The 14,514-nt window shown below is 67.5% G+C and carries 13 protein-coding genes; 11 read left to right on the top strand and 2 right to left on the bottom strand.

Features of this window, described 5'->3' with window-relative positions:
- Genes AC5Y5E_RS09710 through AC5Y5E_RS09760 form a run of 11 tightly spaced genes read left to right on the top strand, consistent with a single transcriptional unit; the run spans position 1 to position 11,921 of the window.
- Positions 1–1,341: an MCE family protein gene (locus AC5Y5E_RS09710; protein ID WP_499902780.1), complete on the top strand. Its 1,341-nt coding sequence runs from the start codon at positions 1–3 to the stop codon at positions 1,339–1,341.
- Positions 1,338–2,378, top strand: coding sequence for a virulence factor Mce family protein (locus tag AC5Y5E_RS09715; protein ID WP_499902781.1), 1,041 nt, complete (start codon positions 1,338–1,340; stop codon positions 2,376–2,378). Before AC5Y5E_RS09710 ends, AC5Y5E_RS09715 begins: the two co-directional genes overlap by 4 nt.
- The gene (locus AC5Y5E_RS09720) at positions 2,375–3,964 is read left to right on the top strand and encodes a virulence factor Mce family protein (RefSeq protein ID WP_499902782.1); all 1,590 of its coding nucleotides are present in this window, start codon (positions 2,375–2,377) and stop codon (positions 3,962–3,964) included. The genes AC5Y5E_RS09715 and AC5Y5E_RS09720 overlap by 4 nt, the downstream gene beginning before the upstream one ends.
- Complete coding sequence (locus AC5Y5E_RS09725) at positions 3,961–5,574, top strand: virulence factor Mce family protein (RefSeq protein ID WP_499902783.1); 1,614 nt, start codon at positions 3,961–3,963, stop codon at positions 5,572–5,574. Before AC5Y5E_RS09720 ends, AC5Y5E_RS09725 begins: the two co-directional genes overlap by 4 nt.
- Entirely contained in the window at positions 5,571–6,734 is a 1,164-nt protein-coding gene (locus AC5Y5E_RS09730; protein ID WP_499902784.1) for a virulence factor Mce family protein, read from the top strand. The genes AC5Y5E_RS09725 and AC5Y5E_RS09730 overlap by 4 nt, the downstream gene beginning before the upstream one ends.
- Positions 6,728–8,278 carry a virulence factor Mce family protein gene (locus AC5Y5E_RS09735; RefSeq protein WP_499902785.1) on the top strand — a complete coding sequence of 517 codons (1,551 nt, stop codon included), beginning with the start codon at positions 6,728–6,730 and terminating at the stop codon, positions 8,276–8,278. The genes AC5Y5E_RS09730 and AC5Y5E_RS09735 overlap by 7 nt, the downstream gene beginning before the upstream one ends.
- Positions 8,248–9,024, top strand: coding sequence for an Rv1363c family protein (locus AC5Y5E_RS09740; protein WP_499902786.1), 777 nt, complete (start codon positions 8,248–8,250; stop codon positions 9,022–9,024). Before AC5Y5E_RS09735 ends, AC5Y5E_RS09740 begins: the two co-directional genes overlap by 31 nt.
- The gene (locus tag AC5Y5E_RS09745; RefSeq protein WP_499902787.1) at positions 9,021–9,995 is read left to right on the top strand and encodes an RDD family protein; all 975 of its coding nucleotides are present in this window, start codon (positions 9,021–9,023) and stop codon (positions 9,993–9,995) included. Before AC5Y5E_RS09740 ends, AC5Y5E_RS09745 begins: the two co-directional genes overlap by 4 nt.
- Positions 9,992–10,546, top strand: a complete 555-nt coding sequence (locus AC5Y5E_RS09750) for an Rv1363c family protein (RefSeq protein WP_499902788.1) — start codon at positions 9,992–9,994, stop codon at positions 10,544–10,546. The genes AC5Y5E_RS09745 and AC5Y5E_RS09750 overlap by 4 nt, the downstream gene beginning before the upstream one ends.
- On the top strand, positions 10,513–11,217 hold the full coding sequence (locus tag AC5Y5E_RS09755) for a hypothetical protein (protein WP_499902789.1): 705 nt from the start codon (positions 10,513–10,515) through the stop codon (positions 11,215–11,217). The genes AC5Y5E_RS09750 and AC5Y5E_RS09755 overlap by 34 nt, the downstream gene beginning before the upstream one ends.
- Positions 11,218–11,237: 20 nt before the next feature.
- Positions 11,238–11,921, top strand: a complete 684-nt coding sequence (locus tag AC5Y5E_RS09760) for a YoaK family protein (protein ID WP_499902790.1) — start codon at positions 11,238–11,240, stop codon at positions 11,919–11,921.
- Here AC5Y5E_RS09760 and AC5Y5E_RS09765 read toward each other — a convergent pair.
- Together AC5Y5E_RS09765 and AC5Y5E_RS09770 are read right to left on the bottom strand one after the other, a co-directional pair.
- Positions 11,918–13,027 (bottom strand): phosphodiester glycosidase family protein, encoded by a 1,110-nt coding sequence (locus AC5Y5E_RS09765; protein ID WP_499903271.1) that lies wholly within the window; start codon positions 13,025–13,027, stop codon positions 11,918–11,920. The two genes, AC5Y5E_RS09760 and AC5Y5E_RS09765, sit on opposite strands and share 4 nt — an antisense overlap.
- An 85-nt stretch (positions 13,028–13,112) precedes the next feature.
- The gene (locus AC5Y5E_RS09770; protein ID WP_499902791.1) at positions 13,113–14,510 is read right to left on the bottom strand and encodes a YhgE/Pip domain-containing protein; all 1,398 of its coding nucleotides are present in this window, start codon (positions 14,508–14,510) and stop codon (positions 13,113–13,115) included.
- Positions 14,511–14,514: the final 4 nt, after the last annotated feature.

A 14,514-nucleotide genomic window follows, 5' to 3' on the forward strand; every position in this document is an offset into this window, starting at 1 on the left:
ATGACGTCACCCGCCGGAAAGATCAACGCGCCCCGCAACCCGCCGTACAAGTTGGCCGGGGTCGCGCTGCTCGTCGCCGCGGCCGTGGCACTCGTCCTGGTGTACGGGCAGTTCCGGGGCGACTTCACCAAGAAGGAACACCTGACCATGGTGGCCAACCGGGCCGGCCTGGTGATGGATCCCGGCTCGAAGGTCACCTACAACGGGGTGGAGATCGGCCGGGTGGCCAAGATCTCGGAGATCGTCAAGGACGGCAAGCCGGCGGCCAAGTTCAGCCTCGACGTGTATCCGCGTTACCTCAAGCTGATCCCGTCGAACGTGACCGCCGACATCAAGGCGACCACGGTGTTCGGCGGCAAGTACGTGTCGCTGACGACGCCGAAAAACCCGTCGCCGCAACGGATCACACCGCAGACCGTGATCGACGCCCGCTCGGTGACGACGGAGATCAACACGCTGTTTCAGACCATCACCGAGATCGCGCAGCAGGTGGATCCGGTGAAGCTGAACCTGACGCTGAGCGCCGCCGCGCAATCGCTGGCCGGGCTGGGTGACCGGGTCGGGCAGTCGATCGTCAACGCCAACGCGATCCTCGACGACGTCAACCCGCAGATGCCGCAGGCGCGGCGCGACATCGCGCAGCTGGCCAATCTGGGCGACACCTACGCCAATGCAGCGCCGGACCTGATCGACTTCCTCAACAACTCGGTGGTCACCGCGCGCTCGATCAACGCGCAGCAGAAGGACCTCGATCAGGCGCTGTTGTCGGCGGCCGGCTTCGGCAACACCGGCGCCGACCTCTTCGAGAAGGGCGGGCCGTACCTGGCGCGCGGGGCCAAGGACCTGGTGCCGACGGCCGAGCTGCTGGACACCTACAGCCCCGAGCTGTTCTGCACCGTCCGCAACTACCACGACATCGAGCCCACGGCCCGGTCGTTCCTCGGCGGCAACGGCTATTCGCTCAACGCCGACACGAAGCTGCTGTCCGGGCTGGGCTTGCTGCTCAACCCGGTGTCGGCGATCACGCTGGTCGGCCTGATCGGGATCTTCGCGCTGCCCACCCAAGGGCTGGCGGGCCTGGGCAACATCGCCACCCTGATCGGTGGGGCGCCGAACCCCTATGTGTGGCCGGAGAACCTGCCGCGGGTGAACGCGCGCGGCGGGCCGGGCGGCGCACCGGGCTGCTGGCAGCACATCACCCATGACCTTTGGCCCGCACCCGAATTGGTGATGGACTCCGGCAACAGCATCGCGCCGTACAACCACCTCGACACCGGTTCGCCGTATGCGATCGAGTACGTCTGGGGTCGTCAGGTAGGGGATAACACGATCAACCCATGAAAATCACCGGTACCATCGTCCGACTCAGCATCTTCTCACTGGTGCTGTTGGTCTTCACTGTGATGATCGTCGTGGTGTTCGGCCAGATGCGGTTTGACCGCACCAACGGATACTCGGCCGAGTTCACCAACGTCAGCGGGCTGCGGCAGGGCCAGTTCGTCCGCGCCTCCGGGGTGGAGATCGGCAAGGTCAGTTCGGTGAAGCTGGTCGACGGTGGCCGGCGGGCGCGGGTGGAGTTCAACGTCGACCGGTCGATCCCGCTGTATCAGTCGACGACCGCCCAGATCCGCTACCTCGACCTGATCGGAAACCGGTATCTGGAGCTCAAGCGCGGCGAGGGCGAGGGCTCCGAAAAGGTGCTGCCCCCGGGCGGATTCATCCCCGCGTCGCGGACGTCGCCGGCGCTTGACCTCGACGCGCTGATCGGTGGGTTCAAGCCGCTGTTTCGGGCGCTGGACCCGCAGAAGGTCAACACCATCGCGACGGCACTTGTCACCGTGTTCCAGGGTCAGGGCGGCACCATCAACGACATCCTCGACCAGACGGCGCAGCTGACCAACCAGCTCGGCGAGCGCGACCAGGCGATCGGCGAGGTGGTCAAGAACCTGAACATCGTGCTGGACACCACGGTTCGGCATCGCCAGCAATTCGATCAGACCGTCAACAACCTGGAGGTCCTGATCACGGGGCTGAAGGGCCACAGCGAGCAGCTGGCGGGCGGGACCGCGCACATCAGCAACGCCGCCGGGACGGTGGCCGACCTGCTCGCCGAGGACCGGGGGCTCCTGCACAGCAGCCTCAACTACCTCGACGCCGTTCAGCAGCCGCTCATCGATCAGCGCGAGCAGCTCAACGACTTCATCCACAAGGTGCCGACGGCGCTGAACATGATCGGGCGCACCATCGGCTCGTACGGTGACTTCGTCAACTTCTATGCCTGCGACATCACACTCAAGATCAACGGGTTGCAGGCCGGCGGTCCGATCCGGACGGTCAAGCTCTTCAACCAGCCGACGGGCAGGTGCACGCCGCAATGAGGACGCTGGAACCCCCCAACCGGATGCGCATCGGCCTGATGGGCATCCTCGTGACGCTGCTCGTCATCGGCGTCGGTCAAAGCTTCACGAGTGTGCCCATGCTGATGGCCAAGCCGCACTACTACGGGCAGTTCACCGACACCGGCGGCCTCAGCACGGGCGACAAAGTGCGCATCGCCGGCTTGGACGTCGGCAAGATAGAGAGCCTCGACATCGACGGCGACCACGTGCTGATCAAGTTCAACATCGGCACCGAAAGCATCGGCACCGAGAGCCGGCTGGCGATCAAGACGGACACCATCCTGGGCAAGAAGGTCCTCGAGATCGAGAACCGGGGCAACAGCCGGCTGCGGCCCGGCGACTCGCTGCCGATCGGGCAGAGCACCACCCCCTATCAGATCTATGACGCGTTCTTCGACGTGACGAAGGCCGCCAGCGGGTGGGACATCGACACGGTCAAGCAGTCGTTGCATGTGCTGTCGGAGACCATCGACCAGACCTATCCGCACCTGAGCGCCGCGCTCGACGGGGTGGCCAAGTTCTCCGACACGATCGGCAAGCGCGACGAGCAGATCAAGCACCTGCTCGCCCAGTCCAACCAGGTGGCAAGCATCCTGGGTGACCGCGCCGACCAGATCGACCGGTTACTGGTGAACACGAAGGTCCTGCTGGCCGCCTTCAACGAGCGCGGCCAGGCCATCAACGCGTTGCTGGCGAACGTCGCGGCCTTCTCCGAACAGGTGAAGGGCTTCATCAACGACAACCCCAACCTGAACCACGTGCTCGAGCAGTTGCGCACGGTCAGCGACATCCTGGTCCAGCGCAAGGACGACCTCGCCGCCGGTTTCACCGAGGTCGGCCGGTTCCTCCCGTCGCTCAACGAGGCCATCGCGTCGGGGCCGTTCTTCAAGGTGGTGCTGCACAACCTGTTCCCCGGTCAGATCGTGCAACCGTTCATCGACGCCGCGTTCAAGAAGCGCGGCATCGACCCGGAGAACTTCTGGCGCAGCGCCGGCCTGCCGGAATTCCGGTGGCCCGACCCCAACGGCACCCGGCAACCCAACGGCGCGCCACCGCCGGCGCCGCCGGTGCTGGAGGGCACGCCCGATCACCCCGGTCCCGCCGTCCCGCCCGGGTCGCCGTGCTCGTACACGCCGGCAAACCCCGGCGGCAACGTCACCGTCGGCGACGAGGGTCTGCCGCGGCCGTGGAACCCGTTGCCGTGCGCGGGGGCGGGCATCGGCCCGTTCGGCGGGGTCGGCTTCCCGGCGCCCGTCGACGTCTTGACGTCGCCGCCCAATCCCGATGGGCTGCCGCCCACCCCGGGCATCAACATCGCGGGGCGCCCGGGTGACCCGCCGCCCGACGTCCCGGGCACTCCGGTGCCGCTGCCGACGCAGGCGCCGCCGGGCGCGCGCACCGAGAACCTTGGCCCGGCCGGCCCGACGCCGCCCCCGTCGACGTTCGCGCCGGCCTTGCCGCCCGGGCCGCCGGCACCGCCCGGGCCGGGGATCCAGCTACCGGCGCCGTTCATCAACCCCGGCGGCACGGGAGGCAGCGGCATCACGGGAGGTAGCCAGAATTGAGCACCATCTTTGATGTTCGCAACATCCGGCTGCCGAAGCTGTCCCGGACATCGGTGATCATCGGGTCGCTGGTGATCGTGCTGGCCCTGATTCTGGGGTACGTCGGCTGGCGGCTTTACCAGAAGCTGACGAACAACACCGTCGTGGCCTACTTCCCGGCGGCGAACGCGCTCTACCCGGGCGACAAGGTGCAGATCATGGGGCTGCGGGTGGGTGCGATCGACAAGATCGAGCCGGCCGGCGACAAGATGAAGGTCACCTTCCACTACGAGAACAAGTACAAGGTGCCGGCCAGCGCGTCGGCGGTGATCCTGAACCCGACGCTGGTGGCGTCGCGCGCGATCCAGCTGGAGCCGGCCTACAAGGGCGGGCCGGTGCTTGCCGACAACGCGGTGATCCCGGAGGACCGCACCCAGGTGCCGGTGGAGTGGGACCAGCTGCGCAACAGCGTCACCAACATCATCTCCAAGCTGGGCCCGACGCCGGAGCAGCCCAAGGGCCCGTTCGGTGAGGTCATCGAGTCGTACGCGAACGGGCTGGCCGGCAAGGGCAAGGAGTTCAACACGACGCTGAACAGCCTGTCGCAGGCGCTGACCGCCTTGAATGAGGGTCGCGGCGACTTCTTCGCGGTGGTGCGCAGCCTGGCGCTGTTCGTCAACGCGCTGCACCAGGACGATCAGCAGTTCGTGGCGCTCAACCAGAACCTGGCGGAGTTCACCAGCCGGCTCGCCAGCTCCGACGGGGCCCTGGCCGACGCGGTACAGCAGTTCGACGGCCTGCTCAAGACCGTGCGGCCCTGGCTCGACCAGAACCGCGAGGTGCTGACCCACGACATCAACAACCTGTCGACGGCGACGAACGCGCTGTTGCAACCGGATCCGCTGAACGGGCTGGAGACGGCGCTGCACATCCTGCCGACGGCCGCGGCGAACATCAACCAGATCTACCACCCGACGCACGGTTCGGTGGTGGCCGTTCCGGCGATCACCAACTTCGCCAACCCGATGCAGTTCATCTGCAGCTCGATCCAGGCCGGCAGCCGCCTGGGTTACCAGGATTCCGCCGAGCTGTGTGCGCAATACCTGGCGCCGATCCTCGACGCGATCAAGTTCAACTACCTGCCGTTCGGCCTGAACGTGGCGAGCACGGCCGAGACGCTGCCCAAGGATGTCGCCTACTCCGAGCCGCGCCTGCATCCACCGGACGGATATAAGGACACCACCGTCCCGGGCATCTGGTCGCCGGATACGCCGACGTCGCACCGCAACACCGAACACGGGTGGATCGTCGCCCCCGGCATGCAGGGGCAGCAGGTGGGCCCGATCACGCAAGGCCTGATGACGCCGGAGTCGCTGGCCGAACTCATGGGTGGGCCCAACATCCCGCCCGTGCAGTCGACCCTGCAAACCCCGCCCGGGCCGCCGAATGCCTACGACGAGGGCCCCTCGCCGGTGATCGGTCAGAACCCGCCGCAGGTGCCGATACCCCCGCCGCCGCCGGGGCCGGAGGTAGCCCCCGGCCCGGTCGCTCCGACGCCCGCGCCCGTCGCTGCGCCGGCCCCCAACGCCGGCGGGCCGCCGGCGGCCGCCGGTCTCGGAGGTGGGCAGTGACCGCGATTGCGCGTCGGATACGTCACCGGGGCTGGCAGGCGCTGGTACTCCTGGTGGCCGCGCTGGTGCTGAGCTCGTGCGGCTGGAAGGGGATCTCCAACGTGGCGATCCCGGGCGGCCCGGGGAGCGGCAGCGGGTCTTACACCCTCTACGTCCAGATGCCGGACACGCTCGCGATCAACGGCAACAGCAAGGTGATGGTCGCCGACGTCTTCGTCGGCTCGATCAGGGCCATCAACCTGAAGAACTGGGTGGCGACGCTGACGCTGGGCGTCGACAAGAGCGTCAAGCTGCCGAAGAACGCCACCGCCAAGATCGGCCAGACCTCGCTGCTGGGTTCGCAGCACGTCGAACTGGCCGCGCCCCCCAACCCGTCGCCGGAGTTGCTCAAGGACGGCGACACCATCCCGCTGAAGAACTCGACGGCGTTCCCCACCACCGAGCAGACCCTGGCCAGCCTGTCGCTGATCCTGCGCGGCGGCGGCATCCCCAACCTCGAGGTGCTGCAGAACGAGGTCTTCAACATCTTCAACGGGCGGGGCAACCAGATTCGGGCGTTCCTGGGCAAGCTGGACACGTTCACCACCCAGCTCAACCAGCAGCGCGACGACATCACCCACGCCATCGACTCCACCAACCGGCTGCTGACGTACGTGGGTGGCCGGGCCGACGTGCTGGACCGGGTGCTGACCGACGTCCCGCCGCTGATCAAGCATTTCGCCGACACCAAGCAGCTGCTGATCAACGCCGTTGATTCGGTGGGACGGCTCAGCCAGGCCGCCGACCAGTACCTGTCCGAGGCGAGGGGCCCCCTGCACCAGGACCTGCAGTCGCTGCAGTGCCCGCTCAGAGAGCTCGGCCGTGCCTCGCCGTACCTGATCGGGGCGCTGAAGCTGATCCTGACGCAGCCCTACGACATCGACACCATCCCGAAGCTCATGCGCGGCGACTACCAGAACATTTCGATCACGCTGGACGTCACCTGGAGCTCGATCGACAACGCGTTCCTGACGGGAACCGGGATGTCGGGGGCGCTGCGCGCGCTCGAGCAGTCGTACGGGCGCGACCCGGAGTCGATGATTCCCGACGTCCGCTACACGCCCAACCCGAGCGACGCGCCGGGCGGACCCTTGGTGGAAAGGGCGGACAGGAATTGCTGACTCCCTTCGTCCGACGCCAACTGATCGCCTTCGGGATCCTGACGGTGATCTCGATCCTGGTGCTCGGTATCTACTATCTGCAGCTTCCGAGCCTGGTCGGCATCGGCCGGTACACGCTCAAGGCCGACCTGCCCGCGTCGGGTGGCCTGTACCCGACCGCCAACGTGACGTATCGCGGCATCACCATCGGCAAGGTCACCGACGTCGAGCCCACCGAGAACGGCGCCAAGGCCACGATGAGCATCGACAGCCGCTACAAGATCCCGGTCGACGCCGTCGCCAACGTGCACTCGGTGTCGGCGGTCGGTGAGCAGTATCTGGATCTGGTGTCGACCGGCAACCCGGGCAAGGACCTGGCCGACGGCCAGACCATCACCCACGGCACGGTGCCCAGCGAGATCGGGCCGGCGCTGGACACCGCCAACCGGGGTCTTGCCGTGCTGCCCAAGGAGAAGATCGGCCAGCTGCTCGACGAGACGGCGCAGGCCGTCGGCGGGCTGGGGCCCGCCCTGCAGCGGCTGGTCGACTCCACCCAGGCGATCGTCGGTGACTTCAAGACGAACATCACCAACGTCAACGACATCATCCAGAACTCCGGGCCGGTCCTGGACAGCCAGGTCAATTCCAACGCCGCGATCGAGCGGTGGGCACGCAACCTGAACAACCTGTCCGCGCAGGCCGCGCGGGAGGACAGTCATGTGCGCAGCGTGCTGCGCCAGGCGGCGCCGACCGCCGACCAGGTCAACGAGGTATTCAACGACGTCCGCGACTCGCTGCCACAGACGCTGGCGAACCTCGAGGTCGTGTTCGACCTGCTCAAGCGCTACCACACCGGCGTGGAGCAGGTGTTCGTCTTCCTGCCGCAGGGTGCATCGATCGCGCAGACGGTGGCCGCGCCGTTCCCGAACCAGGCCGCGCTCGACCTGGCGTTGTCGATCAACCAGCCGCCGCCCTGCCTGACCGGCTTCATTCCGGCGGAGGAGTGGCGGTCCCCGGCGGACACCAACCTGGCGCCGCTGCCGTCGGGCACCTACTGCAAGATTCCGATGGAGACGCCGGCCAACAGCGTGCGCGGTTCGCGCAACATCCCGTGTACCGACGTGCCCGGCAAGCGGGCGGCCACCCCGCGGGAATGCCGCGATCCCAGGCCATACGTTCCGGCGGGCACGAACCCCTGGTACGGCGACCCGAACCAGATCCTGACCTGCCCCGCCCCCGCGGCGCGCTGTGATCAGTCGGTGCGCCCCGGCATGGTGATCCCGGCGCCTTCGGTCAACAACGGCCTCAACCCGGCTCCGTCGGACCGCGTCCCGGGCACGCCGCCGCCGACCAGCGACCCCTTGTCGCGGCCGGGAACCGGCACGGTGCAGTGCAACGGCCAGCAGCCCAACCCGTGTGTCTACACTCCGAGCGGGCCCCCCGTCGCCATCTACAGTCCGCAGAGCGGTGAGCTGGTCGGGCCCGATGGAGTGAAATACTCCGTCGAGAACTCGAGCAAAACAGGAGACGACGGATGGAAGGAGATGCTGGCGCCGGCCGGCTGAACCCCCCACCCATGCCGAGGTTTCGTCGACTGCGCAAGCCCTCCCAGAGATCGAGTCCGAAGAGTCATCAGGAGCCGGCGGCTGCTGACGACGAGACGACCACCCAGGTGACGGACGATGAATCGCCCGAAACCGAAGCCGAGGCGACCAGCCTCGAGTCGCCCGACGCCGAAACCGATGCCGAACCCGAGGCCGAGGATGACGCCGTCGCTGTCGCCGAAACCGAAGCCGCGGACGTCGAACGCCGTCCGTCGCGCCTGGGGCGCGGGTGGCTCTCCGGCATCGCCGCCGCGCTCGTGCTGCTGGCCGCCGGTCTGGGGGCCGGTGGCTACTTCGCGTTGCGTTATCACCACGAGAGCCAGGTCATCGCGCGCAACGACGCGGCCGCGCTCAAGGCGGCGGTGGATTGTGTGTCGGCGACCCAGGCGCCCGACACCAACGCCATGGCCCAGAGCGAACAGAAGATCATCGAGTGCGGCACGGACGCGTTCCGCTCCCAGGCGCTGCTGTACACGAACATGATCGTGCAGGCCTATCAGGCCGCGAATGTCCACGTTCAGGTGGCCGACGTGCGGGCGGCGGTGGAGCGCAACAACGACGACGGTTCGGTCGACGTGCTCGTCGCGATGCGCGTCAAGGTGGCCAGCGATCAGTCGCAAAAGGAAACCGGGTATCGGCTGAGGGTGAAGATGGCATTCGCCGAAGGGCAGTACCGGATTTCCAAGCTCGACCAGGTGACGAAGTGACGGTGGTGGTCGAAAAGAACCCGACCACTGCGGCGCTACCGGAGTCACCGCGGGATGCCTTGGCCCCCTGGCAGCTTCGTGCGGGCGCGTTCGCCGTGGACGTCGTTCCGTGCGTCGCCGTGGCGGTGACCATGGCATTGGTCGCCTGGACCGTGGATCAGCATGCGGTTTGGTGGTGGGTCTGCGTCTCGGTCGCCGGGCTCGCCATCCTGGCGATGTTGGTCAACCGGTTGCTGCTGCCGACCATCACGGGCTGGAGCCTGGGACGCGGCCTGTTCGGCGTCGGGGTGGTGCGCCGCGACGGCGCCGCCATCGGGCCATGGGGACTGCTGCTGCGCGAGCTGGCCCACCTGCTTGACACGGTGTCGGTGGTGGGATGGCTTTGGCCGCTGTGGGATTCGCGGCGCCGTACGTTCGCCGACATGCTGCTGGGCACCGAAGTGCGCCGGGTCGAATACGACGAGGTTCGGCCCAAGTTGCGGCGCTGGACCGCGGCGGCGGTGCTGACCGCGGTGCTGGTGTGTGTCGGCGGCACCGCCGTGAGCTACCTGGTGGTGTACTCCCGCGACCGGGCGAGCGATCAAACCAGGGCCGAGATCGCAACGCAAGGGCCCAAGATCGTGGCGCAGATGTTGACGTACGACCCAAAGTCGTTGCGCGACGACTTCGCTCGGGCCAGGTCGCTGGCGACCGACAAATACCGGAGTCAGCTGGCGGCGCAGCAGGACGTGGTCCAGAAGGGCAATCCCGTCATCAACGAGTACTGGTCCACGGACGGGTCGGTGCAATCCGCCACGCCGGACCGGGCGACGATGCTGTTGTTCCTGCAGGGCAGGCGGGGAGTGGGACCCGAGGAACGCCCGATCAGCGCAACCGTTCGGGTGGAATTCGCCAAAGGCGCGGACCAACATTGGCTCGTCGACGATCTCACCGTACTGACCAGGCCGAAACCGCCAGGGAACGGAAAATGAGCCCCCGCCGCAAGTTTGAGCCCGGCGAGGAATCGCTGCTGATCGCGCGCCCGGTGCCGCCGGGGCGGCCCTGGTGGCAGCCGGCTGCGGGCGCGGTCGCCGCGGTGCTGGTGGTCGCGGCGATCGCCGCATGCAGCCTGATGCTGATCGCGCATCAGTCGCGCGTGCGCGCGGCCGCCAAGGAGCGCCAGGTGCTCAGCTACGTGTCGGGGTTCATGGCGCAGTTCACCTCCATCGACCCGTATCACGCCAACGATTACGTGACACGGGTGATGGCCCAAGCCACCGGTGATTTCGCCAAGCAGTACCACGAGAAGGCGAACGAAATCCTGCTCCAGGTGGCCCGGGCCGAGCCCGCAACCGGGACCGTCCTCGGTGCGGGCCTGGAGCGGTGGAACGACGACGGCACCGCCACCGTGATGGTGGCCACCGACGTGACCTCCAAGTCGCCGGATGAAAAGCAGGTATTCGACAACACCAATCGTTGGATGGCAACCGTCACGCAGGAAGGGAATCAGTGGAAGATCAGCAGCCTGATACAGGTGATCTGACCGCCGACGCGGCAACGACGGAAGACGCCACGGGCGAGGCCGACGAAACCGCCGATGCGACAACCGAATCCGCTGAGACCGCGGCTGCCGAAGAGGCCGACGGGGCCGGCGACGGCGCGACGGGCGCCAAGGCAAAGCGCCCACGGCGCAAGATTTTGGCCGGCAAGCGGCTCGCCATCGCCATCGCGGTGGCCGCGGTGCTGTTCGTCGGCTCCGCCGCGTTCGCGGGTGCGGCGGTGCAGCCGTACCTGACCGATCGCGCCACTGCCGCAACGAAGTTGAAGGTGGCCCGCACCGCGGCTAACGCGATCACGGCGCTGTGGACTTATACCCCGGAGAACATGGACGGCCTCGCCGATCGCGCCGCGGCCTACCTCAGCGGCGACTTCGAGGCCCAGTACCGCAAGTTCGTCGACGCGATCGTGGGGCCGAACAAGCAGGCCAAGGTGACCAACAACACCGAAGTGACCGGCGCCGCGGTCGAGTCGCTGGACGACCCGAATGCCGTGGTCATCGTGTACACCAACACCACGTCCACCAGCCCGCTGACCAAGAACATCCCGTCGCTGAAATACCTCTCCTACCGGTTGTTCATGAAACGCACCAACGGCCGCTGGCTGGTGACGAGGATGACGACGATCACCTCGCTGGACCTGACGCCGCACGTATAGCGCGGATCCCAAATCGCCCCATGGCCGTTGCTTCGCCGGTCTCCGAGCGCTCGACCGTCGCGGCGCTGTTGTTGCTGACGTTCGCCACCGGCCTCGCGGACGCGATCAGCATCCTGGTACTCGGTCACGTCTTCGTGGCGAACATGACCGGCAACGTGATCTTCCTCGGCTTCTGGCTGGCCCCGAGAACCAGCATCGACCTGACGGCGGTCGTGGTGGCGTTGCCCACCTTCGTCTGCACCACGATCGTCAGCGGCCGGCTGGCAAGGCATTTCGATCGGCGGACGCGGTCGTGGATCAGCACGGTGCTGGCAATCGAAATCGTGTTGTTGGTGGCCTTGTCGATTCTGGCCGGCGCCGGCGTGCTGCACTACCACGACAACACCAAGCTGATCATGATCGGCCTGCTCGCGGTCACCTTCGGTCTGCAGCACTCGAGCGCGCGCCAGTTCGGGATCCAGGAACTCTCCACCACGGTGCTGACGTCCACCATCGTCAGCCTCGGCCTGGACAGCCATCTGGCCGGCGGGACGGGTGAGCGCGAAAAGCTGCGCCTCAGTGTCGTTTTCACGATGTGCGCAGGCGCCCTGCTGGGCGCGACGATGTCGCGATTCGTCGTCGCCCCGGTGTTCGCGGTCACCGCCGCGGTGGTGGCGACCAGCCTGCTGATCTTCCGCTTCGGCCCGAAGCCCAGTGACCGTTAGTTGAAGGCCAGCCAGCTGGGCAGCGCGCGCTCGTGGGAGTCGCAGAGCACCTCTCGGGTGTCGCACGATCCCCTCGGAGACCCGGCGCCGGCCCACATGCCGCCGGTGTCACGGCGCAGCACGATTGCCGACGAGCCGCCGCCGTCCAGCAGGACCGCGGTGTCGCTGCCCAAACCGCGGAACAGGTCCTGGATGTTGTCCGGCGTGTAGCTGCCGCCCTCGAAGATGTACATCTCGTCCCGCTGCTTCACGTAGGCGAGGGCCGTTCGCGCCGCGCTGGGCCCACCGTCGTTCAGCTGCCCGGTCTTGCCGGGGGACAGCAGGCCGATCCCCGACACCGCGACGAACCGCTCGTTGCGGTTCAGCAGGTCGGCGACCACCGGGGTGGCGACGTCGTAGTCCTGGGGGTTCCTGGCGCGCAACACATACGGCGCGCCACCCGACGGCAGGATCATCGTCGACAGGGCGCTCCAGCTCTCGCCGCCCCCGGAGAGGCCCTGCTTGCCGGGGTACGCGACGGTGCCGGTGACCGCCTGGTTCGCCCGGCCCTGGCCGTGCGTGTTGTCGACGAACGCGCCCAGCGGTGAGCTGCAGCCGGTCTGGCGCCAGGAGCCAGCCTTCTGCGGTCGGATGTCAAAGAAGTTGGCGTTGATCGCGATCGTCGGCTGCCCCATCCGCTGCCACGCCTGCAGCGGCGCGTACACCTCCGAGGCCTGCCACAATCCCTCGCCCGTGCGCGCCCCGGGGTTGTTCTCGCAGCGGGCCTGATCACCCTGGTGGCTGTCCACCAGCAGGTGTGGCGCGAGCCGCCCCGAGGCGTTCTTGATGACCATCAGGTGCCCACCGTTGTTCATCTCGTACCAGCTGCCGCCGGCGTTGAGCATCGGCGTGGGGTGGCCGGGGCCGAAGTTGTAGACCAGGTACGAGCCCTTGGTGGTCTCGATGGCGCCGGCGAGCAGGTCGCGGCCGTCCGCGGCGCGGGCGACGGGCTGTCCCGTGGTGCTGGCCAGCACCGCGCACGCCACCACGGCGGTGCAGCAGAACGCCAGCCGGCGCAAGCTGGCAAGGGGCGTCAGCACGATGGACCTTTCGGCACTGATGGCTATGCAACATAAATAGCATCAGTCACACCAGTCACACTGTCAATTTCGATAACGAACGCGTGACGCTTGGGGCGCACTCGAATTACGCTTACTCGCTTGGGCTTTCGATCTCGGCGGCCGGTTCCTCGGCCGGGGTCTCGTCGGGGCTCTCGCGCTTGTTCACGCGCGCCTGGTACTGCGCCTGGTGCTCGGCCGCGATGGCCATCTCGACCGCCCCCTGGATCCGGTGAAAGCCCTTGCGGTCGTAGAGGTGCGTGACGATCCCGCCCAGCAGCAGGCCGATCACCAGGCCGATGCCCGTCAACCACAACGCCTGGGACAGACCGGCATCCGCGCGCCCGTTGAGATAGACCAGCGACCGGACGCCGAGGAACACCTGGTGCATCGGCTCGAACTCGGCCAGCCAGCGGAAGAACGGCGGCGTGGCCTCCAGCGGGACGGTGGCGCCCGCCGAAGGCAGTCCCAGGATCACGAAGATCAGCATGCTGACCAGCAGGCCCATCGAACCCAGCACCGACAGTATGGAACTCGACGTGACGCCCACCGCGACGATCGCGAACACGCCGTAAGCCCACAGTTCCCAGCCGAGCGGGATGGGCATGCCCAGCCCGTGCGCGATGGCCAGGTATGCCGCCGACGTGAGCAGCGCCAGCAGGGCCATGATGGCCCACTTGAGCTGCAGCGTCGCCAATCGCGAAATCTTGACCTGCTCGGCGAAGCGATACACCGGGCCCCATTCCGCCGGCACGTACCCGAGCAGCGCGTCCACCAGCGTGCTCACCACGACGCTGCCGGTAAAGCCCGCCAGCAGCAGCAACAGCGCGAAATAGAACGCCGACAGCCCGTTGCCGGTGCCGTTCGGCAGCGCGCTGTAGACGCCGGTCTTGACGTCGATCGGGCTGGCGAGGCCCAGCGCCGACGCGCCGGTCAGCGGCGCACCCCCGGTCTCGGCCGTGACGTCGGCCGTAAGTCGTTGGCCCACTTTGCCGTTGGCGACAGCCATCGCCTGCGTCAGCGTCTGCCCGGCGATGCTGGCGCCCAGGGTGCCCGCGCGCGGGTTGGTGGAGATGGTGACCGAGGGCCGCGTCACACGGCCCGGCGCGACCGCACCGGCCCCGAACTCATGAAGATTGGACGAGAAGGTCGGCGGAATGACCAGCTCCCCGTAGACGTGGGCGGTGTCCAGCAGTCGCTGCGCCTCGTCGTGGGAAACCACCCGGACGTCGAACTTGTTCTTGTCCAACCCCGCAACCAGCCCGTCGGTGATCTGCGCGCCGAGGGGCCCGGCGTCCTCGTTCACCACGGCGATCGGGAAATGACGCAGGTTCGTCATCGGGTTCAGGATGCCCCCGAGGTACAGCGCACACAGCGCCGACATCAGCGCCAGCGTGACGACGACGGGTAGCGCCCAGAACCGCACGGTCCGAACTGCCTTGATGTTCCGCTTGGGGTTGGGCGCCGCGTGCCGCGGCTGCGATTGAGACATGCGG

Source organism: Mycobacterium sp. NGS54 (genome assembly GCF_059812465.1).

Bases quoted from the DNA above. Each gene is read 5' to 3' on its own strand.
- AC5Y5E_RS09710 (WP_499902780.1), top strand. From the start codon at position 1: ATGACGTCACCCGCCGGAAAGATCAACGCGCCCCGCAACCCGCCGTAC.
- AC5Y5E_RS09715 (WP_499902781.1), top strand. From the start codon at position 1,338: ATGAAAATCACCGGTACCATCGTCCGACTCAGCATCTTCTCACTGGTG.
- AC5Y5E_RS09720 (WP_499902782.1), top strand. From the start codon at position 2,375: ATGAGGACGCTGGAACCCCCCAACCGGATGCGCATCGGCCTGATGGGC.
- AC5Y5E_RS09740 (WP_499902786.1), top strand. From the start codon at position 8,248: ATGGAAGGAGATGCTGGCGCCGGCCGGCTGAACCCCCCACCCATGCCG.
- AC5Y5E_RS09750 (WP_499902788.1), top strand. From the start codon at position 9,992: ATGAGCCCCCGCCGCAAGTTTGAGCCCGGCGAGGAATCGCTGCTGATC.
- AC5Y5E_RS09760 (WP_499902790.1), top strand. From the start codon at position 11,238: ATGGCCGTTGCTTCGCCGGTCTCCGAGCGCTCGACCGTCGCGGCGCTG.
- AC5Y5E_RS09770 (WP_499902791.1), bottom strand. From the start codon at position 14,510: ATGTCTCAATCGCAGCCGCGGCACGCGGCGCCCAACCCCAAGCGGAAC.